The organism is Lacticaseibacillus saniviri JCM 17471 = DSM 24301 (assembly GCF_001311785.1).
GTDB classification, from domain to species: Bacteria; Bacillota; Bacilli; order Lactobacillales; family Lactobacillaceae; genus Lacticaseibacillus; species Lacticaseibacillus saniviri.
Window position 1 is genome coordinate 36568 of sequence record NZ_BBBX01000011.1, and the last position, 20594, is coordinate 57161.

17 protein-coding genes and 6 pseudogenes are annotated in these 20594 nt (G+C 51.9%); 3 read left to right on the forward strand and 20 right to left on the reverse strand.

Annotation, left to right across the window (positions count from 1 at the left end; all coding sequences use genetic code 11):
- The first annotated feature begins 154 nt into the window (after nucleotides 1-154).
- Nucleotides 155-850, forward strand: coding sequence for a type 1 glutamine amidotransferase (locus JCM17471_RS06910; protein ID WP_414018130.1), 696 nt, complete (start codon nucleotides 155-157; stop codon nucleotides 848-850).
- Nucleotides 851-929: 79 nt separating this feature from the next.
- On the opposite strand, the pseudogene JCM17471_RS06915 reads toward JCM17471_RS06910, so the two are convergent.
- From JCM17471_RS06915 to JCM17471_RS06940, 6 genes and pseudogenes are all read right to left on the reverse strand, one after another.
- Nucleotides 930-1363: pseudogene (locus JCM17471_RS06915) on the reverse strand (pyridoxamine 5'-phosphate oxidase family protein).
- Between the two features lie 182 nt (nucleotides 1364-1545).
- Complete coding sequence (locus JCM17471_RS06920) at nucleotides 1546-1980, reverse strand: pyridoxamine 5'-phosphate oxidase family protein (RefSeq protein ID WP_054777331.1); 435 nt, start codon at nucleotides 1978-1980, stop codon at nucleotides 1546-1548.
- Between the two features lie 112 nt (nucleotides 1981-2092).
- Nucleotides 2093-2467: a hypothetical protein gene (locus tag JCM17471_RS06925; RefSeq protein WP_054777332.1), complete on the reverse strand. Its 375-nt coding sequence runs from the start codon at nucleotides 2465-2467 to the stop codon at nucleotides 2093-2095.
- A 15-nt stretch (nucleotides 2468-2482) separates the two neighbouring features.
- Nucleotides 2483-2725, reverse strand: a complete 243-nt coding sequence (locus tag JCM17471_RS06930; protein WP_054777333.1) for a hypothetical protein — start codon at nucleotides 2723-2725, stop codon at nucleotides 2483-2485.
- Nucleotides 2726-2754: 29 nt separating this feature from the next.
- On the reverse strand, nucleotides 2755-3219 hold the full coding sequence (locus JCM17471_RS06935; protein WP_054777334.1) for a flavodoxin domain-containing protein: 465 nt from the start codon (nucleotides 3217-3219) through the stop codon (nucleotides 2755-2757).
- A gap of 59 nt (nucleotides 3220-3278) precedes the next feature.
- Nucleotides 3279-3578: a hypothetical protein gene (locus JCM17471_RS06940; RefSeq protein ID WP_054777335.1), complete on the reverse strand. Its 300-nt coding sequence runs from the start codon at nucleotides 3576-3578 to the stop codon at nucleotides 3279-3281.
- 160 nt (nucleotides 3579-3738) lie between these two features.
- Between JCM17471_RS06940 and JCM17471_RS06945 the strand changes: the two genes are divergently transcribed.
- Complete coding sequence (locus JCM17471_RS06945; RefSeq protein ID WP_054777336.1) at nucleotides 3739-3945, forward strand: LBP_cg2779 family protein; 207 nt, start codon at nucleotides 3739-3741, stop codon at nucleotides 3943-3945.
- Nucleotides 3946-4141: 196 nt separating this feature from the next.
- On the opposite strand, the pseudogene purD reads toward JCM17471_RS06945, so the two are convergent.
- From purD to JCM17471_RS07015, 14 genes and pseudogenes are all read right to left on the reverse strand, one after another.
- Nucleotides 4142-5402 (reverse strand): annotated as a pseudogene (gene purD / locus JCM17471_RS06950) (phosphoribosylamine--glycine ligase).
- A 10-nt stretch (nucleotides 5403-5412) separates the two neighbouring features.
- Nucleotides 5413-6938, reverse strand: a pseudogene (gene purH / locus JCM17471_RS06955) (bifunctional phosphoribosylaminoimidazolecarboxamide formyltransferase/IMP cyclohydrolase).
- Nucleotides 6938-7508: pseudogene (gene purN / locus JCM17471_RS06960) on the reverse strand (phosphoribosylglycinamide formyltransferase). Before purN ends, purH begins: the two co-directional pseudogenes overlap by 1 nt.
- The gene (gene purM, locus JCM17471_RS06965; RefSeq protein WP_054777337.1) at nucleotides 7505-8515 is read right to left on the reverse strand and encodes a phosphoribosylformylglycinamidine cyclo-ligase; all 1011 of its coding nucleotides are present in this window, start codon (nucleotides 8513-8515) and stop codon (nucleotides 7505-7507) included. Before purM ends, purN begins: the two are co-directional and overlap by 4 nt.
- Nucleotides 8512-9970: pseudogene (purF, locus tag JCM17471_RS06970) on the reverse strand (amidophosphoribosyltransferase). Before purF ends, purM begins: the two are co-directional and overlap by 4 nt.
- On the reverse strand, nucleotides 9946-12171 hold the full coding sequence (gene purL, locus JCM17471_RS06975) for a phosphoribosylformylglycinamidine synthase subunit PurL (RefSeq protein WP_054777338.1): 2226 nt from the start codon (nucleotides 12169-12171) through the stop codon (nucleotides 9946-9948). The pseudogene purF and the gene purL overlap by 25 nt, the downstream one beginning before the upstream one ends.
- Nucleotides 12162-12836, reverse strand: coding sequence for a phosphoribosylformylglycinamidine synthase subunit PurQ (gene purQ, locus JCM17471_RS06980; protein ID WP_054777339.1), 675 nt, complete (start codon nucleotides 12834-12836; stop codon nucleotides 12162-12164). The genes purL and purQ overlap by 10 nt, the downstream gene beginning before the upstream one ends.
- Nucleotides 12833-13096, reverse strand: coding sequence for a phosphoribosylformylglycinamidine synthase subunit PurS (gene purS, locus JCM17471_RS06985; RefSeq protein ID WP_054777340.1), 264 nt, complete (start codon nucleotides 13094-13096; stop codon nucleotides 12833-12835). Before purS ends, purQ begins: the two co-directional genes overlap by 4 nt.
- A gap of 24 nt (nucleotides 13097-13120) precedes the next feature.
- Nucleotides 13121-13840 carry a phosphoribosylaminoimidazolesuccinocarboxamide synthase gene (locus JCM17471_RS06990; RefSeq protein ID WP_054777341.1) on the reverse strand — a complete coding sequence of 240 codons (720 nt, stop codon included), beginning with the start codon at nucleotides 13838-13840 and terminating at the stop codon, nucleotides 13121-13123.
- Between the two features lies 1 nt (nucleotide 13841).
- Nucleotides 13842-14957: a 5-(carboxyamino)imidazole ribonucleotide synthase gene (purK, locus tag JCM17471_RS06995; protein WP_054777342.1), complete on the reverse strand. Its 1116-nt coding sequence runs from the start codon at nucleotides 14955-14957 to the stop codon at nucleotides 13842-13844.
- Nucleotides 14950-15438, reverse strand: coding sequence for a 5-(carboxyamino)imidazole ribonucleotide mutase (gene purE / locus JCM17471_RS07000; RefSeq protein WP_054777358.1), 489 nt, complete (start codon nucleotides 15436-15438; stop codon nucleotides 14950-14952). Before purE ends, purK begins: the two co-directional genes overlap by 8 nt.
- Before the next feature lie 295 nt (nucleotides 15439-15733).
- Nucleotides 15734-16342 carry a hypothetical protein gene (locus JCM17471_RS07005; protein ID WP_054777343.1) on the reverse strand — a complete coding sequence of 203 codons (609 nt, stop codon included), beginning with the start codon at nucleotides 16340-16342 and terminating at the stop codon, nucleotides 15734-15736.
- Between the two features lie 151 nt (nucleotides 16343-16493).
- Nucleotides 16494-17132 carry an LVIS_2131 family protein gene (locus tag JCM17471_RS07010; protein ID WP_054777344.1) on the reverse strand — a complete coding sequence of 213 codons (639 nt, stop codon included), beginning with the start codon at nucleotides 17130-17132 and terminating at the stop codon, nucleotides 16494-16496.
- Nucleotides 17116-18493: pseudogene (locus tag JCM17471_RS07015) on the reverse strand (FAD-dependent oxidoreductase). Before JCM17471_RS07015 ends, JCM17471_RS07010 begins: the two are co-directional and overlap by 17 nt.
- Before the next feature lie 151 nt (nucleotides 18494-18644).
- On the opposite strand from JCM17471_RS07015, the gene JCM17471_RS07020 reads away from it, so the two are divergent.
- Nucleotides 18645-20495 carry an FAD/NAD(P)-binding protein gene (locus JCM17471_RS07020; protein WP_054777345.1) on the forward strand — a complete coding sequence of 617 codons (1851 nt, stop codon included), beginning with the start codon at nucleotides 18645-18647 and terminating at the stop codon, nucleotides 20493-20495.
- Nucleotides 20496-20594 lie beyond the last annotated feature (99 nt).

Consider the following 20594-nt stretch of genomic DNA (forward strand, 5'->3'; position numbering starts at 1 on the left):
TCTTTTGGAACGCGATTAATCTATATTGTTCAGAAATCGAAGAGGGGTAGTGACAAAACCAAGTTTTGTCACTACCCCTCTTCTGTCTTCCCCAAACTAGCCATCAGCCCCCAGCTGTGCTATGATTTTCCCTAAATTAGAAAAAGGAACGGTGATCAATGTGACGGGCGACAACACAATCAAAATTGCTTATCTCTATGAAGACCTCATGAATACCTATGGGGATAGCGGCGACGTCAAAATCCTGCGCTACCTGCTCAACAAGCGTGGGTATGAGGTCACAGTTGATAACGTCAGTCTGGAAAAGCATTTCGATGCTAAGGATTACGATTTTGTTTTCTTTGGCGGCGGCCAAGACTACGAACAAACCGTTGTTGCTAAAGACTTGTTACGTCATCAAAAGACACTTGGCGAATACATCGAAGCCGGTAAGCCCATGCTCGCTATCTGTGGCGGCTACCAATTACTGGGTAGCTACTACAAGATGATTGACGGCACCGTCATCGATGGCCTGGGACTACTGCCACTGCACACTGTCTTCAAGCCCGATAGTCGCATGATTGGCGATACCGAATTCGAAACGGAATTTGGGACCGTCAAGGCATTTGAAAATCACAGCGGCCGGACCTATTTTGACGATGACAAGATGCTCAAGCCACTCGGTAAGATGGTCGAAGGCTACGGAAACAATCCCGATGATGGCGTTGAAGGCATGCGCTATAAGGGCGTGATCGGGAGTTACGCGCACGGCCCCATCCTGCGCAACGAAAATATCGCGACCGCCATTGCTGATATGATTGTGAAGAATCACGAAGCGCGATTAAGAGAACAAAACCCAGTCACTGAATAATGCAAAAAGAGGAAGGAATAAGCCAACGTGGCTCGTTCCTTCCTCTTTTGTGTCTCAAAGTAACCGTTAAACTTACAGATTAATGGGTGAAGACATCCGTTGGCTTTGCTTCACCATCAATTAAATCGCCCGCTTCTGGCGTTGCGTCTAACTTATAGATGCGATCATGGTGATAACCACAGCCGCGATGGCAGGTGGTAAGTGCCGTTCTGCAGCAAATGTCTTCGCGTCCTCAAAGATTTGGTCGTCGGTATGGAATCCTTCAATCGTGCCTTCGAAGCGGAAGCCCTTCAATGCAGGTCGATCGACGACCGCAACGGCTGCTTTGCCGTTCTCATGCAAGTTGTGCCACGCCTGCTTGCCTGTTTCTTCATTGTAAATTAAGTGATGATCATCCAATACGCGCATCGTTCCCTTGGGTCCCACTTGCGGATTGCCTGCTTCATCGACCGTTGATAAAAAGTTCAGTTGTGCTCCAATCATGTCCTTCATGTCTTGCGTTAATGTTGCCATGCTATGATCAGCTCCCTTACTAACTTTTTGTAACCATGTTTAGTATACCATATTAACAAGTTGTAAACCATGTTTAGGCACATTAATTAATGGTATCAATTAATTCGCACGAATAAAAAAGAGGTTGTGACGAACCCTATTGGGTTGTCACAGCCTCTTTAAATGATGCTTAATAGTTAAAATTAGTGTGTGAAGTGATCAGTTGGCTTTGGATCGCCTTCAACAATATCACCTGCATGAGGACCAGCATCTAACATGTAGATACGATCGATTGAGATGACAACCGCTGCGATAACAGCTGGCAAGTGACGTTCTGCCGCATATGCCTTAGCGTCTTCGTAGATTTGGTCGTTATCGTGGAATCCTTCAACAGTACCTTCAAACCGGAAGCCCTTCAATGCAGCATGGTCAACAGTCGCAACGGCAGCCTTGCCGTTTTCGTGAAGATTATGCCAAGCTTGCTTCCCAGTTTGTTCGTTATAGATCAAATGCGTATCGTCGAGCACACGCATTGTTCCCTTAGGCCCCACTTGTGGGTTGCCTGCTTCGTCAACTGTTGATAAGAAACTCAATTGTGCGCCGATCATGTCCTTCATTGCTTGTGTTAATGTTGCCATAAGATCATCAGCTTCCTTCTAAAATTTTTACAAGGTAACTGTAGCACTTTTTGTTCAAACCGGCTAACAACCTGTCTCGCACACCGTTATTAAAGAAAAAACATGTAAACAGTTAGTTCACATGTTTGGGTGTTGTCATCCGCTGGATTGCCGTATTGACTAAGTCATCGGTTTCTTCTTCAGTAATGACAAACTTCCGCATAACCATTTTCTTGGTTTCAGCCTCATCGTGCGTCTTGAGGGCATCCGTTGCAAAGCGGACCACGACTTCTGGGTCCCACACCAGCGGATCCGCGGATTCTTTGGCGGGATCGCGCCAGAAATCGTACACCAATAAGCCGGCCACAGCCCCTAGCGCAACCCCCAGGCCACCGATTGAAAAGGCGTTGGGAATACGCGCTTGGAGTGTGTGAAACAGACTCACACCTAATACGACCAGAATCATGAACAAAACAATTTTCTGGCCGGTAATCTTTGTATTATGCAAAACCTGCCCCCACAACTACAGATGTGCCAAAATCGTATATTTGCCGATTGGCTGTTCCTTGGCAACCGCGCTCACATCGGGTTGGCCTGCAGCTTCATAGAACACCGCAAACTTACCATCCGCGCCCTTGGCTACTACGAGCCCTTCATCGACCGCATGATCCACTTTATAGATTTCCGCACTGCGTCGAGCTTCCTGGTAGTCGAAATCGTTTGCTACCGCGTCGCCCGGATTAAAGAAAATAATTTCATCCATCAGTTCTCGCCCCTTTCGGTATTCACAACCCGTTACTTTGCCTTGACCTCATTGACCTTGGCCACAATTTCTTTGGTGAACGTGGCAAACAAGGGCATGGTCTCTTCCGTGATGCCTTGTTCGATCTTGACGGTTGTGGCCCCCTGAATGGCGCCACTTGCCCGCAAGTTCGCGGTGAACAGTGATGGCGCAGTGTTATAATCATCGCCATAATACGGATCGCCGGTACCGACAACGCCAAAGACCAGTGGCTTCTTGGAGTAATCAGTTGCCGCCATATCCGCATAGAAGTCTTCACTCTCTTCCGGAATGGTGCCCCCTGACCATGTGTAGGTCGCAATGACCACGGCATCATAGTCTTTCAACTTTGCCGCATCGGTCTGTTGCATCTCGCCCATGGTCACCTCCGCGTGCATGTATTCAAAGAATTGTTGCAGCGCTCTGGCCATGCCTTTTGAGTTCCCTGTAATTGATGCATATAGAATCAATACCCGCATACGCTCACCTCGTTTTCTTTTAGTATAGCGAATCGAGGCGGAATGTAAAAGCTTACAGTCTATTCGACGGGTAAATGTGCCTGATATTGCAGCAATAAATGTACCGCTTGTGCGAGTTGCGCTTCACTGAAAAATTGCACATCCGCATCTTGTCCCAAAATATCGACTTCGATAATCGGTGTAAACCCGGAAAAATCGCGCAGTTCTTGTCGCAGCCAAGCGTCCCAGACTTTGGTCATCAAGCCGTGATTCTGATCTTGATTGCGCCGAATAATGACTTGCTTGTTCTCCCAAATCCGAACTCGTGCGCGACCATCAGTTTGTTCCGCGAGTGCAGTTAGATAAGCATATTGTGACATTGAATTCGACCCCTCTCCACATTCGACAAGGTGACATTTCGTTACTTCTATTATACCAAACAAACGTTCGCAAAGGCAAAAGTTTGATCTCGCACTATACGCTTTTACCCAAAGTTGGGTATACTGATATTAGTATCTACCTTAGAGGAGGAAGTTTATTTTGGCCGAAAAAGAACAACTCAGCGCATTTGCACATGAAATCATTGAATTCCAACGCAAAAATAATTTGACCGATACCGAAATGGCGCTCAACAGCCACGTCTCCGTGGAACACATCCACAACATCAAAGCAATGCGTGAAGTGCCCGACACAACCGTCGTTGCCAACTTGCAAAGCTACATGGAACACAAACCAACGGGCAAATAGCAGTGTGCGACAAAAGGCGCTCAAAACTGAGGATTAGCAATATCTTTGAAAGAAGCCGGTTTGTGGCTTCGGCAAAGATGAGCTAACCGGAGTGTTTTGCCTCTTGAAGCATATTTTTAATACCACGCACCAACATAAAAAGACGAACCCATCATTGTTGAAATGATGGGTTCGTCTTTTTTATGTTCAATTGTGCTTAAGCGTGTTCCATGTGAAACGCATGATAGCCAATATCCCGTCGATAAGCCAGCTCACCGGCGTACTGATCCGCGAGCTGCTCTGCCACTAATTGCGCGTCACGTAATGTCGCACCACAGCCGACAACATCCACAACACGCCCACCCGCACTGGTCAACAGATGCGCTTCATCCACATCGACCGCAGCAGGTAACCAGATATCACTGGTCAGGTCTTTGGGTTCAGGAATCTTGACGCGAACTGCCCGATCAGTGGCACCAGGATATTGCGGATGCACCATGACCAACGTGAGATAGTAGCGGCCATTTAGTGTGATGCGGGGCGTTTCGCCCGCCATCAAGGTGGTCAGAACAGTGTACAAGTCCTCTTGAATCTGAGGCAGTAATACCTGCGTCTCTGGGTCTCCCAAGCGCATGTTGTATTCCAGAATCTTGGGGCCAGCTGCCGTGAAAATCAAGCCCATATAAATCACACCACAACCGCGCATATCATCGGTCATCATGCCAGTGACAGTGGCCTGCATCAGGCGTTTGGCTGCAGCCTGTTCTTCGCTGGTAAATTGCGGTGCGGGACTGATAGCGCCCATCCCCCCTGTGTTCGGGCCAGCATCACCACTGAAGCGGCGTTTGTAGTCTTGCGACAGTGGTAGAATCACCAGCCGGTCATCAGCGAAGAAAGCCATCACGGAGGCCTCTTGCCCGACCAAATATTCTTCAAGCACCAGCGGCATCGCACTATCTTCGGCGTACAGCTGATGCAGCCGATCCTGTGCTTGTGTCATTGTTTGGCAGACAAAACGCCTTTACCACCCGCCAGGCCATCGCGCTTGATCACAATCGGTGCCTGCCATTGTTGCAGTTGCGTCTGTGCTTCACGCAGACTTCTGACCACGACAGCAGCCGCGGTTGGCAGTTGATGCCGCGCCATGAACGCCTTAGCAAACTGCTTGCTGGCTTCAAGTTGGGCGAGTTGTTGATTGACGCCAAAATCGCTAATCCAGCGGCCTCAAAGGCATCCACGATACCACCAACCAATGGCGCTTCCGGGCCCACCACCGTCAGATCAATATGGTCTTTCGCAAATGCGATGAGGCCTTCAAAATCATTTTCGGCAATCGGCACACTCGTCAATCCGAGTAACGCCATACCGGGATTGCCTGGCGCAACATAAACCCGATCGACACTGGGGGCATCGCGAAACTTGATGCCAAGCGCGGCTTCACGGCCACCGCGTCCAATAATCAAAACATGCTGTGTCATGGCTCCTCCTCTAATGTCTGAAGTGACGGACGCCCGTTGTCACCATCGCAATGCCGTATTCGTTGGCCTTGTCGATGGAATCCTGATCGCGAATGCTCCCACCCGGTTGAATAATCGCGCGAATCCCGTGCTTGGCGGCATAATCCACGGAGTCCGCCATCGGGAAGAAAGCATCACTGGCTAAGACCGCACCAGCAAAGTTGGCGTTCTGTTGCGCCTGAGCCAACGCAATCTCGACCGACCCCACGCGATTCATCTGCCCGGCGCCAATGCCTAACGTTTGGCCCTGATTGGCAACCACAATCGCATTGCTCTTCACGTGCTTAACCACGCGTTGCGCAAAGAGCATGGCGTCAATCTGTTCCAGTGTCGGTTCAACGGCCGTCACAATCGTCAGATCATCTGCTGTTTCCACGCGCTGATCAACATCTTGAACCAATAATCCACCTTGAACTGAAACCAATTCGTGGGTCGGTTGGCGCGTATGATGATCGACCATCGCCACTGTCATCAAACGCAGATTCTTCTTCTGGGCCAACAAGTCACGGGCGTCGTCATCAAAGTCGGGCGCGATAATGATTTCAAGAAAGAGCTCGTGCATTTTGGTTGCTGTCGCCAGATCCACGGTGCGATTCAGGGCAATGATGCCACCAAAATCGAGACGGAATCAGCGGCATAGGCGCGGTCCCAGGCGGCTTCAATTGTCTCACCCTGACCGACACCACAAGGATTCATGTGCTTCATTGCCACAACGGTGGGTTCACTGAATTCAGCCAGCGTGAGTAAGGCCGCATCCGCATCCTTGATGTTGTTATAGGACAATTCCTTGCCGTGAAGCTGTTTGGCTGCCGCAATCGATGTGGCCTCAGGATAAGGCTCCGCATAGAAGGCCGCGGCTTGATGACTATTTTCACCATAGCGCAATGTCTGCTTGCGCACATAGGTTGGTGTCAGGGTTTCGGGAAATGCCTGTTGGGTCAGATAGGCCGCAATCTGGGCATCATAGGCTGCGGTGGTGCGGAACACCTTGGCAGCGAGCTCGTGCCGCAAGGCCACATCATCGGCATCGATGCCAGCAAGAACAGCGGGATAGTCGGCAGGATTAACGACGGCCCAAACCGCATTACTATTCTTGGCCGCAGCCCGCAGTGCAGATGGCCCACCGATATCAATCTGTTCAATGACTTCTGCCTGACTCACACCGGCGCGGTGACTGGTTTCGGCAAATGGATAGAGATTGACACAGACCAAGTCAACCGGCGTAATCTCGTGCTCTGCCAGCGCGGTCATGTGCGCGTCAGAATCTCGGCGCGCCAAGATACCCGCGTGTAAGCGGGGATGCAGCGTCTTAACGCGGCCATCCAACATTTCAGGAAAGCCGGTCACATCTTCGACACCCATGACCGTTAATCCGGCATCGGCCAACACGGCTTGGGTCCCACCCGTTGAAACCAATTCAAATCCTCGTTCAATCAATCCCTGTGCGAATTCAACCAAACCATTTTTATCGGAAACACTCAACAATGCACGCTTCACTAGATCACTCCTTCTTCGATGAGGTCAGAAACAACTTGTGGTAACAATTGGTGCTCTGCGGCATGAATGGCCGCTTCAAGCGCTGGTAAGGACTGCTTGGGTGCGATGGGCACCGCTTGTTGGGCAATAATCTCGCCAGAATCGATGCCGGCATCCACATAGTGCACGGTCACACCGGTGATGCGCACGCCGTAATTGTAGGCATCAAGAATGCCATTCCGGCCGGGGGAAACTGGGTAACAGCGCGGGATGCAGATTGATGATGCGCTTGGGATAGGCGGCCAGCAAGGTGTCGCCGATGATGCGCATATAGCCGGCCAAAATCACCAGATCAAGCGGTGGCAATTGCGTCACGATGGCACGTTCAGCCGCGGCCTTATCGGGATAGTCGCGATAGTTTATCACGATGACGGGGACGCCATCCGCTTGGGCCCGCGTCAGAACGTACGCATCGACGTGATCACACACTACACAGACAATCTGTGCCGCGAGCTCACCCGCTGCAATGGCCGCCTGTAAGGCCGCATAGTTACTGCCATTCCCGGATGCAAAGACAACTAGGCGTTTCATGCATCCCCCTCCCACTGAACCTCGGGTGCATCGCTGTGGCGTTCAATCACTTGCCCCAAAACTTGGGCGTCCGGTAATGCCGCGAGCACGTCTGGCAGTTGCTTGTCGCCAACAGCCAAAATCATGCCGAAACCGAGGTTAAACGTGCGCCGCATCTCGGCATCTGAGAGTTCTCCAGCTGTCTGCAACCGCGCAAACAGTTCAGGATATGCCCACGACTGTAGTTGCGCCGCCATGCCCGCCGGCAACATGCGCGGCACATTGTCGGTGAAGCCACCACCCGTGATATGGGCGATACCATGAATCAAGTGGCGCTGAATCAATGGCAAGACGGCCGAAACATAAATCCGGGTGGGCGTGAGCGCTGCCTGAGCGATGGTCTGTCCATCGGCTAATGGCTGGGTTCCTAAGTCATCAATCGCTAACAGGCGCCGCACCAGGGAAAAGCCATTGCTATGTAATCCAGAACTCGGTAGGCCAACCAACGTATCACCGATAGCCACTTCTTGTGGCAGCAATTGATCACGCTGCGCCATACCGAGCGCGAAACCGGCCAGATCATAGTGGCCCGCCGGATACATGTCAGGCATCTCCGCGGTTTCGCCACCAATCAGGCTCATGCCCGCCTGCTGACAGCCCGCGACAATACCTTGCATGACGTCCTGCGCCACCTCGGGAACCAAGTGATCTGTTGCCATATAATCCAGGAAAAAGAGCGGTTGCGCGCCGTCCGCGAGCAAATCATTGGCGACCATCGCCACCAAATCGATGCCGATGGTGGTGTGTTGCTGTAATTGATTGGCCAGCAACAACTTGGTTCCGACACCATCAGTCGCTGCCAGCAAGATGGTTTGCGAATCGGTGGACAATTGATACGCCGCCGCGAACCCATTTTGATGTGGCAACACATTGCGGTCATGCGTGGTTTTCGCTAGGGGCGCATAGGATCGAGCTACCGCATTGCCGACATCGACGTTCACGCCTGCTGTGGTGTAATCAATACTCACGCGGACACCTCCTCGAGATTGATGGGACGCAGCGCGAGCTCCGCCTGATAACTGGTCTCATAATCACCCAGTTCGGTCGGATAATCGCCCGTAAAATAAGCGGTGCACAAGCCGTGATGCGGGGCGTCACTGCGCAAGCCGATGCCCTCCTCCAATCCTGTGACCGAAAGAAAACCCAGCGTATCGACATCCAGCCGGTCGCGCATCTCACTGACTGTGTATTGCGCGGCCATCAATTGATCCATGGTCTGAATATCGATGCCATAAAAACATGGAAAGCGCAGCGGTGGACTGCTGATGCGCAGGTGAACCGATTTGGCGCCCGCCGCCCGCAATAATTTCACGATCTGAATCGCGGTGGTGCCACGCACAATCGAGTCATCCACCAATACCACGTTCTTACCCGCCACGACTTCGGGAATCGCGCTGAGCTTCATGCGCACACTCTTTTCACGCAGGGCTTGGGTGGGTTGAATGAAGGTGCGCGCGATGTATTGGCTCTTCACTAAGCCCATCTCATAAGGCAGACCACTTTCACGCGCATACCCGATTGCGGCCGACAGGGATGAGTTCGGTACCCCGCACACGATATCGCCATCAGGTGTCGGTTGTTCACGCGCGAGCTGTTCGCCCAAGCGCACGCGAGCCTGATGCACGTTCACCCCATGAATCGTGGAATCCGGCCGGGCAAAATAGATAAACTCCATCGCACACACCGCAAGCTGGGTACGCTTGGTGTAGGCGTGACTGTGCATGCCGGTGTTATCAACGCGAATCACCTCACCGGGTTGCACATCGCGAACAAATTGTGCCCCCGACCGCGGTCAGTGCGGCCGTCTCGCTGCAGATCACCACCGCGCCATTAGCCAAGCGGCCGATGACGAGTGGCCGAAAGCCATTGGGATCACTCGCGGCGTATAAGGCGTGCTCCGTCAACAACATGAAGGCAAATCCGCCCTGAACGGTGTTGAGTGCCTGGTCGAGTTGCGCGTCAAAGCCGATTTTGTCGCTGCGCCGAATCAGGTGCATCAAGACCTCGGTGTCTGATGTTGACTGAAAAATCGCACCTTGCGCCTCGAGCTGGCGCCGCAAGCTCTGTGCGTTGGTCAAATTACCGTTGTGTGCGAGGGCAATGCTCTGATCACTGAAACGAAACAACAGCGGTTGAATGTTCTCTAAAATACGCCCCCCTGCTGTGGCATAGCGCACATGGCCCAAAGATGCGCGGCCATACAATTCACGCAACTGATCGGGTTGTGCGAAGACCTCACTGAGTAAGCCGAGACCGCGGTGCCGCCGTACACCCATGGGCGTCAAGCTGACGATGCCGGCCCCTTCTTGGCCGCGATGTTGCAAAGTATGTAATCCCAAGTAGGTCAGTTCAGCGGCATCTTCACTCCCCCAAATACCAAACACGCCACACTCTTCATTTAAGCTTTTGACTTCATTCGGCATGGAATTCCTCCCTCATAAGCATCACGCAACTGCGCCAGTGGCAGTGTGAGCGTGGTGTCGGTCAGCTGTAGGTCCAATCGAGCGGTATCCGTGACCACACCCAGTGTCGTGAACGGTACAGCGTGGCCCTGCATCAAGGTTTGCCATTCTGGCATCTTGTCGGGCGCAATCGTTAGTACGAAGCGGCCCGGTGTTTCCGCAAAAAGGCGTTCAGTAGATTGTTTCCATGTGATGTCTGCCCCCAAATCACCAGCGAGCATCATTTCGCTCAAGCCGCTGACCAAGCCACCCACACTCAAATCATGTGCCGCAGTGACGAGACCGGCCTGAATCGCCGCGGTCACAGCATGTTGTTGCTGAACTTCGCGGTCGAGATCGAGATCAAAGAGTTGACCCGCAATCGTCCCCGTCATCATCTGTTGCAGTTCAGTACCGTTATAGTCATCGTCGGTCGCACCGACCAAGACAATCACATCACCCGCTTGCTTGAGGTGATTGGTGGTGATGTCTTCGAGCCGTTCAATCAAGCCCACCATGCCCAACATAGGGGTTGGATAAATAGCCTGGCCATTGGTTTCATTGTAGAGGGAGACATTCCCCGAAATCACCGGTGTGTTCAAGGCGCGACAGGCTTCTGTGATGCCCTGCGCGGATTGTTCCAGTTCATAGAACACTTCTGGCTTGGTGGGATCACCGTAATTCAAGCAATCCGTGATCCCCAATGGCACAGCACCACTCGCGACCAGATTGCGCGCCGCTTCGGCTGCCACCATCGCACCACCGCGTTTGGGATCGAGATACAGATAACGCCCGTTGCTGTCAGTTGTCGCTGCAATGGCCGATTGGGTGCCACGCACGCGGATCACCCCCGCGTCACTGCCCGGTTTGACCACCGTATTGGTTTTGACTTGGGCATCGTAGCGCCGATAGAGGCTCTTCTTGCTCGCAATCGTTGGCTGTTGCAATAGCGCCAACCAGGTTGCCTCGAGATCTGTGATGTGGGGTTCAAAATCTTCGGCAGGTTGTTGCAATCGTGCAGGCATCACACCCACCTGGTAATAGATTGGCGCATCCGTTGTCAGCAGGGCCACCGGTACGTCACACACGACCGTTTCTTGATGCGTCAACACGTAGCGCTGATCATCCGTCACCCGGCCAATCACCACCGCATCGAGCCCGTATTGTTCAAAAACAGCAATGATGCCTTGTTCAGCACCAGCACGCACACACAACAGCATCCGCTCCTGCGATTCCGACAACATGATTTCAAACGGCAACATGTCCGCCTCACGCTGTGGTACCAGATCCAGATTCAGTTGCATGCCGTAGCCCGCTTTTTCGGCCATCTCTACACTCGAGCTGACCAAACCCGCGGCCCCCATATCCTGCATGCCCACCAATGCGTCACGATGTTCGCGCGTCACCTCGAGGCAGGCGTCCATCAAGAGTTTCTCCATGAATGGATCACCGACTTGAACCGCCGCACGATCGGCAGGGGCATCATCTGAGAATTCCGCTGAGGCAAAGCTCGCGCCATTGATGCCATCGCGCCCCGTTTTGGCACCCACATAGATGATGGCGTTACCGACACCCGCAGCACGTCCGCGTTGAATATCGGCCTCATCCATCACACCAATACACATCGCATTGACCAGCGGGTTGTTGGTGTAGACATCGTCAAAATTGGTTTCGCCACCGATTGTGGGAATCCCAATCGCATTGCCGTAACCACCGATACCGGCCACGACTTGGTCGACTAAGTGTTGCGTGTGCGGTTGGTCGAGATTACCAAAGGCGAGTGAATCGAGCAGTGCGACGGGTTCGGCACCCATCGAGAAAATATCGCGGATGATGCCACCGACACCCGTTGCGGCCCCCTCGTAGGGTTCAACCGCGCTGGGATGGTTGTGACTCTCAGCTTTGAAGACCACCGCTTTGCCGTTGCCAATGCGGATGACGCCGGCACCTTCACCGGGGCCCATCAACACGCGCTCGTTGTGCGTCCAAAATTGTTTGAGCACGGGTTTGCTGTACTTGTAGGCACAGTGTTCACTCCACATGCCACTGACAAGTCCGATTTCGGTGTAATTTGGTAGCCGATCTAACAGGCTCACCACGCGCTGATATTCGTCTTCACTCACACCCCAATCCAGATAAGGGCGCTGTTCTCGAATCGCCTCAGGGGCCAATGCTACCCGCATGTCGTTGCTCCTTTCACTTGTTCAATCGATGCAAAAATCCCTAACCCATCAGTTCCCCCAAGTAACGCTTCCACCGCGCGTTCAGGGTGCGGCATCATGCCCAACACATTGCCGGCCCGATTGGTGAGACCAGCAATATCATTCATGCTGCCATTGGGATTGTCCACGTAGCGAAAAATCACCTGCTGATGCGCCTCAATTGCGGCTAGTTCCTCGGGACTCGCGTAGTAATTGCCTTCCCCATGGGCAATCGGCAGACTGAGTCGTTCGCCAATAGTATAGGCGCCACTGAAGGCACTGATATTGGCCACTTCTAGCGGTGTATCGTCACAGATGAAAGCCAAATCGCGATTCCACTGCAGGGCACCCGGCAGCAACCCCGCTTCACACAGAATCTGGAAGCCATTGCAGATCCCGATTACCAAACCACCGGCCGCCGCATAATCTTTGAGCGCGGTCATGACGGGTGAAAAACGGGCGAGTGCCCCACTGCGCAGGTAATCGCCATACGAGAAACCACCGGGCACACAGACCAAGTCATAGCCGGACAGATCTGTCGCACTGGCTGGGACCAGCGTGGCATCCTGATGGCGAATCTCGCGCAATGCGTACAGCAAGTCCTGATCACAGTTAGAACCCGGGAAGCTCAACACCGCCGCTCTCATGCCTGCACCTCATCGATGGCACTGACCGTATAGCGATATTGCTCCATGTTGATGTTGGCCAACAATTGGTCGCAGATGGCATCCACTTGTTGCTCGGCAGCAAGTTGGCTATCGGCGGTTAAGCGCAATTCAAAATACTTTCCGACCATCAAATCCTGCACATTGTTAATCGAAGCGCGGGTGAGTGCGGTCTTAATCGCTTCCGCCTTGGGGTCGAGCACAGAATCTTTGTAATTGACGTAGACTTTTGCTTGATACATGAGGGCCTCCTTTGAGTCGCTTGGTTAAACAATTTGATCGAGGCGCTTGGCCACTTCTCGATAGATGGCAACCAAGTCCCCGGTTTCCTGCCGAAAGACATCTTTGTCGAGGGAGTCACCAGTGGCCGCGTCCACCAGACGCATATTGTCCGGTGACAGTTCATCGGCAACCACCAGTGTGCCGTCACTGAGATAGCCGAATTCGAGCTTAAAATCGACCAGCGTGATGGCAATATTTTCAAAATACGCGCGTAACACCGCATTGACGCGGTCGCTGAGCTGGCGCATGTGCGTCAGCGTGCGCGCATCGGTAATCTTGAGGGTCAGTACCTGATCGTCGTTGATGAAGGGATCGTCCAGCGCATCATCCTTGTAGTAAAGCTCGTGAATGGCTGGTTCCAACGCCTGCATCGGTGCGACATGAAACTTGCTGACGAAGTGTCCCGAAGCAAAATTGCGGACCACCACTTCAAGCGGCAACATCGCCGCCCGCTGACACAGCATGCTCGTGGCATCGAGTGTCCGCACATAATGGGTGGGAATGGCCGCTTCCGCTAGGACCTGAAAGAGGCGTTGCGAAATATGTAAGTTGAGCGCACCTTTGCCATCGATGGCTTCCTTGCGCTTACCGTTCAGCGCCGTTGCCTGGTCTTTATAGCTGATCCAGAGCTGTTCCGGGTCCGTCGTGGCATAGACGGCTTTGGCCTTTCCTTGATAGAGCAAATCCAATTTTTGAATCGTCATCCTATTCCTCCTTGAAAGCGACCTGCGTCATCAATGTCGACACATCATCGCCGGTCACAGTGAGATGGCCCATTTTGCGACCAGGTCGAGCGGCAGCCTTCCCGTAATCGTGCACGTGCCACTCAGGGTGGTCTTGCCATTCGTGCTGCGCCTGCTTCAACTCATCTCCGAGTAGATTGCGCATCACAGCCTGTTGCCGCAGTTGAATGGGAGGTATCGGCAGCCCAACAATGCTGCGAATGTGCGCCTCAAACTGTGAGATGCTGCAAGCTTCAATGCTGTAGTGCCCGGAATTATGCGGCCGCGGCGCCAGCTCATTGACCACAATCCCTGCTTCGGTTTCAAAGCATTCAATACCCAAAACCCCACGCAATTGAATGGCATTCGCAATCGTTGTCGCAAGCTGTGTTAGTTGTTCCTGAAGTCGGGCATCACGGGCTGGCGCTGGGGCCACTGTGAGTTGCAGGATGTGATTGCGATGTCGATTCTCAACGACTGGAAATGGGCGAACAACACCCGCCGCATCGCGTGTCACCATGAGTGACAGTTCGCGCTTAAATGTCTGCCGCTGTTCTAAGATACAGGGACCTTGCGCCAATAACGCCTGTGCCGCCACCACATCACTGGACTGATTGAGATCCTGTTGCCCATGACCATCGTAGCCACCCGTGGTTGTCTTCAAAATGGCGGGGTAGCCAATTGTTGCCAGTGCTGCGTCTAGTTCAGCGGCTGTGGTCACTGAAGCAAACGGCGTAACGGGAATCTGGTGCTCGCGCAGGAAGGTTTTTTCACGTAAGCGATCACGACTGATGGCCAGCAGCTCGGTGCCTTGAGGTAACGCCGCCAGCGCACTCGCTGCTTCAAGAGTGCTCAAATCAACATTCTCAAACTCATAGGTCAGGACATCACTGCGCTCGGCCAGCGCCATCAGTGCTGCTTCATCATCATAATCAGCCATAATTTGAAAATCAGCTACTTGGCCCGCCGGTGAATCTGGCGTCGGTTCCAAGATGCCCACGCGGTAGCCCATCGGTTTGGCAGCTAAAGCAAGCATCCGCCCCAACTGGCCGCCACCGACAATGCCAATCGTGGCTGGTGGTAACAGCACCTCACTCATGAAGCGCCTCCCCACTCGCTAATGCGCGTTCAGTTTGTGCAGTGCGATAATCGGCGAGCCGTTCGGCCAACTCGGCATCATTAACGGCTAGAATGGCCGCAGCATACAAGGCCGCATTGCTGGCGCCGGCGTCTCCGATGGCCACCGTCCCAACGGGCACACCGCTGGGCATCTGAACAATGGATAAAAGTGAATCGATTCCGGATAATGTTCGTGTTTTAATCGGAACACCGATCACTGGCAACGTGGTGCTTGCCGCAATCATGCCGGGCAAATGAGCCGCACCGCCTGCCCCCGCAATAATCACTGATAAGCCATTGTTGCGTGCATTCTCCGCAAAATCGAGTAGTTGCTTCGGCATGCGATGTGCTGATATCACGCGTTTTTCGTATGTAATTCCCAGTTGATCGAGCTGTGTTGTTGTCAGCTGCATCGTCGGCCAATCAGAGGTCGATCCCATAATCACTGCCACTTTTGTCATCGCCATCTCCCCTTCAACTTGTTGATCAAAGTCTACCACGTCAAAAATCACAATCAACGCTTTTCTTAACATTTATGATATTTATTTATTTATTGTTCGTGTTTATCAATGGCAAAAAAGTGCTGTGCCAAAACAGATTAGTTTTGGCACAGCACTTTTAGAAACAGGATTAATTAGTCGCGTCCAAAAGACTGAGAATTCCGGTTAACTTAGATTGACTCAAAGCCTAAGTTCAGGCTTTATCATCAATCCTTGTTAATCCTCATTCTCAAAGCGTCTTTTGTCACAGCCTTTTTTAATTGTACGCCATGTTGTCACGATCGATTTGGCCGCGATTAGGTTGCACTTCAACGCGGTACAGCACCGTTTCGATAGGACTCACACCATCTAAGTAAACCTCGCGATGTTGATTGGGATCAACGCGCACCAGTTCACGGGCTTCGATGCCCTTTTGTAATCGTGTCAGGGCCTCTTGCCGTTGTGCATTGGTCCCCGCCGTTTGAATTTCAACGCCTTCAGCGAGTTGTTCAAACGCAATCGGCAGTGTCGAGTTCAGTTGCTTGATAGCCGCATCAAATATCTTTTGATTGATAAACAGCGGTTGCTTGAGCCAGAGTTTGAAATGCGTTTGTGTTGCCGCATCTGAACCACCGGACCAGACTGCTTGAACTGGATATGGATGATAAGCCTTGAACCCACCAATCTCAATCCCGTGTTCTGGTCCTTGACTAATGAGCGTTGCCAGCTGTTCAAGCGCTTGTGCTGCACCCAAGAAAGCCGAATCCGCTGTTTGCTCGGGTGCGTCACCGCTGACCGTGAGATAACTCCGCGTGGTTAAGTTAACAAAACTAAGCTGTGCATCGCGCGAATATTCTTCTGCTTCATTTACCCGCCAATCAAACATCCTATTACCTCCTATAACGATTTTGGGTCAAGCATACGAGCATTTGACCCAATTGCCAAGGATTTTGTCTTGTCACCATGACTTTCAGTCGTGAAGACCAGACCTAAAAAAGAGGCCGCAGAATTCTGCAGCCTCTTTTTAACGTTCTTGTTTAATCTTGATCCTCAACCGGATTGACCTGAACGAAGGTTTCGTTTGGAATCCGAATTAAGGAGAAGTGGTCGGCGGTCTTGCCCGCATGCATGCCCAACCCATTGAGGAACGTATCCTTATACGTTGCTGTCATGGTGGCCACGTAGGCTTTTTCCGTAATCTTATCCATCTTAGTCAATGTCTTCTTGGACCATGGATAAGCTGATGCGCTCATCGTCAATGGATCGACGCCATCCGCAATCGTCGCGTTTAGACTCGAAATCTGATACCGCGCACCCTCGGTCCAGTACGTGTAGTAGCGGATTGGGTGTTTCCCGTTACCTGAACGCACTGATACGAAGTAAGAATGGGTATCACCGGTTTTTAACACCAGATTATTATAGCTATGCTTGATGGTCACACTACTTTTATCGGTAAAATCAACTGGACGCAACCAGGTCACCCAGACCATGCCCCACACAGCGACAAACAGTACGATGACTTCCGCAATATCGATCAGCGTTGTCTTCAGCGACCGCGTCTTGTGTTCTTGCACCACCATTTTGAGGTGCCGCTGGCGAATGTTGATGATGATAAAAATCAGATAAGCGAGTAGCACTACCCAGGCAATTAACCCAATGCTATTCCAAAGATTCATGATCGTCCTCCTGTGTTTGGCTATCGGCTTGTTCAACCGCTTCTTGACCCAGTAGATTCAGATAATTCCATGGATAGTCGTAATGCGGATTAAATAACATATCCACATACGCCAAATCATCGATGGTATTGCGATTCTGAATCATCACTGAAATCAGATTGGCAGATTGGGCGATATCGTATTGACTATAAAGCTGTGCCCCTAGAATCTGCCGGTTAGCTTTATCATACACTAAACTCATGGTAATCGGGACGGTCGATGGCATAAATGTCGGCCGATAATTCACGGTCATCGTGACAGCTGCCGCGTTGAAGCCACTGGTTTTTGCCCGAACCAATGTCAGTCCCGTTGCGGCCAATGTCTTATCGTATAAAGTGAGGGCGCTCGTTGCCTGTGTCCCCATATACTTCACACGCTTACCGAACAGGTTGCGACCCACGAGTTACCTTGGCGCACCGCGTTTGTAGCCAGCGGCGCATAGGCATCTTTGCCGGTCGGATTGAAGTGAACAGCGACTGCATCGCCAGCCGCGAAATATCGGGATCACTGGTCTGCATGTAGTCATCCACGTGAATCGAACCATCCGCATTCATCGCGACTTGATCACGCAAGAGTTCTGTTTGGGGCTGAAACCCGACACAAACCACAGCGAGATCCGCATAACGCTCGCCCTTTGAGGTTTGAATAAAGACCCGTTCGCCGTCATTATCGAACTTCATTGCCACTTCATCGAGCAGCATCTGTACGCCATGCGATTCAAGATCTAAGCGCACCAGATTAGCCAACGAGGCATCCACATAATGACTGAGTAATGGCCGCACGCCGTTGATCAGACTCACCTCGTGGCCAGTGTGACTATACGCTTCAGCGAGTTCGACCCCAATATAACCACCGCCGACAATCATAATAGAGTGAGCGGTTTTTGCCGTTTCATAGATGCGTTGCGCATCATTATAGTCTTTACACATCAAGACTCCAGGCAGACTTACACCTTGAATGGGGGGCACAACAGGAAAACTGCCTGCGGTGTAGATTAACTTGTCATATTTATCTGTTGTAATCCGACCGCTTCCGAGGTCTTGAACAGAGATTTCGTGAGTTTTAGCATCGATGTCGAGCACGTCATGTTCGAGTTCAAACTTGACGTTAGCACCGAATGCTTCAAGGGTCTTAACATTTGTCGTGAATAATTCATCGAGCTGAGTCACTGTGCCGTTGAGATACAACGCAATCCCACAAGACAAGAAGGCAATATCGGGGCGGCGTTCATAGACCACCACTTCAGCTTCGGGATGATGCGTTATAATTTCTTGGACAGCGGCTGTGCCAGCATGTGTACAACCAACAACAATTACTTTCATTTTTCCACCTTAAATAACGATTCCACAACTGAAATATATCACTGGCATCATTATCTCACGAACATCCGGGAAAGCAAAAGCATATCGTTCGAATGTTCATAATTTTAAGGTTATACTTAAAGCAATTGATTCAAGGAGGCTAAAAAATAACATGAAACTTGCAATTGTTGGGGCCGGTCCACGCGGCCTGCTGATTCTTGAACGCCTCATTGCGTGGCAACAGAATCACTACCCGCTCACATCAGTTGATATCACCCTCTACGATCCCTTTCCCATCGGTGGTCGCGTTTGGGTGACCGATCAACCGCATGAGCTAATTATGAATACAGCATCACAACAAATCACGCTTTTTTATGATAACTCCGTCGAAACTAACGGGCCACTGGCGCCCGGCCCAAGTTTGGCCGAATGGGCACAACGCTATGCCGTCGATTACATCCAAACCATCGACGTGCCTCATGCCCAAAGCTTCATCGATGAAGCCAAGCACCTAGGACCAAACGACTACGCGTCACGGCCACTCTACGGCATCTATATCCAATGGGTGTACGAAGAATTGTTGCGCCGTAAATCAGCCAACGTCAGTGTCGATTTCGTTCAGACCCCGGTCGACAGTATCGAACGTCACGGTGATAAGTACACCGTCACCACAAACGCTGGCAGCAGTGTTGTCGATTTTGCGGTCATGGCACTGGGTAACATTGAAAACACGCCAACTCGAGACCAGTTGAACCTGATGGAATACGCGCAAGCTAACCACCGGCTCTACATGCAACCAGGTTTCCCCGGTGAAGGTGATCTCAGCGGCTTAACCAAGGATGATACCGTTGTTCTGCGCGGACTTGGGCTCAGCTTCTTTGACTTCATGGCACGCTTAACTCAGGGTCGCGGCGGCACATTCACTGAGAATGACGACCAGACCTTGACCTACCATGCCACTGGCAAAGAGCCCAAGATTGTAGCAGGCTCACGCCGCGGAATGCCATATCGCGCTAAGGGTCGCAACCAAAAGGGGCCCGGCGAAGAATGGCAACCGCACTTCTTGACCGATTCACAGATCAAACGGTTCAAAGCGAGCGGTCACATCACAGGTCAAGATTTCTGGACACTGCTACAACATGAAGTGGAATACATCTATTACACCTTATTGATTGAGGCAGACTATCCAGACGTGCCACTCGATCAATTCCAACTAGATTTCTTAGCGGATCCAGACAACAGTTTGACACAATATCCGATTAAGCAAGAAGACCGCCTCGATTGGTCCTACTTGGCTAATCCCGCGGGCGATGATGTGACTGACTTCACGGCGTTCTTTGTCGATTATCTGAAGACAGATGCGGTCGAAGCCGAAAAGGGCTCAAAGACCGGTCCACTGACTAGTGCACTGGAAGTCTTGCGCGATATGCGTGATCCGATTCGCCAAATCGTGGAAAATGAACTGCTCGCAGACGATCAGTATCTCGACTTCTTCTTACGTTGGTTCAATCCTCTCAATGACTTTCTTTCCATCGGACCACCTGCAATCCGAATTCAACAATTACAAGCGCTGGTCAAAGCGGGTATCGTGACCCTCTTGCCACCTGGCATGACCGTCACGGGCGACCACGGATTCTTTGATACCAGCAGTACCACTCAGCCGGATCAGGTCTATCACGGAACAGCGTTAATCGAAGCGCGTGTGCCTGCCGTCAACGCTCCAACGGCCCGTAATCCACTGCTGCAACAATTATTGACCGACAAGTACGCCAGCCTGTATGAACTGCAGCTGCAGACAGAGAAACGATTCCAGTCCGGTGCGATTGCGGTTGATCGTCAAACCAACCAATTGCTCGACCCAAGTGGCCACATGCAACGTGGGCTCTACCTCTGGGGCGTCCCAACGGAAGGTGTTCACTGGCTCACAACGGCCAGCCCACGCCCATACGTCAATGACGTTAGCCTCAAGACCGCCGATACCATGGTTGAAAACATGTGGCAGGAATTCGGGGACAGAGTGTGACAAGGACCGCTTAGCAAGCGTAGGCTAACGGGCTTTAAACGTGGTGCCAGTTATGGCACGAGTGCAAAGTTGTTAGACGGAGATTGTTGGTCCTTGGAG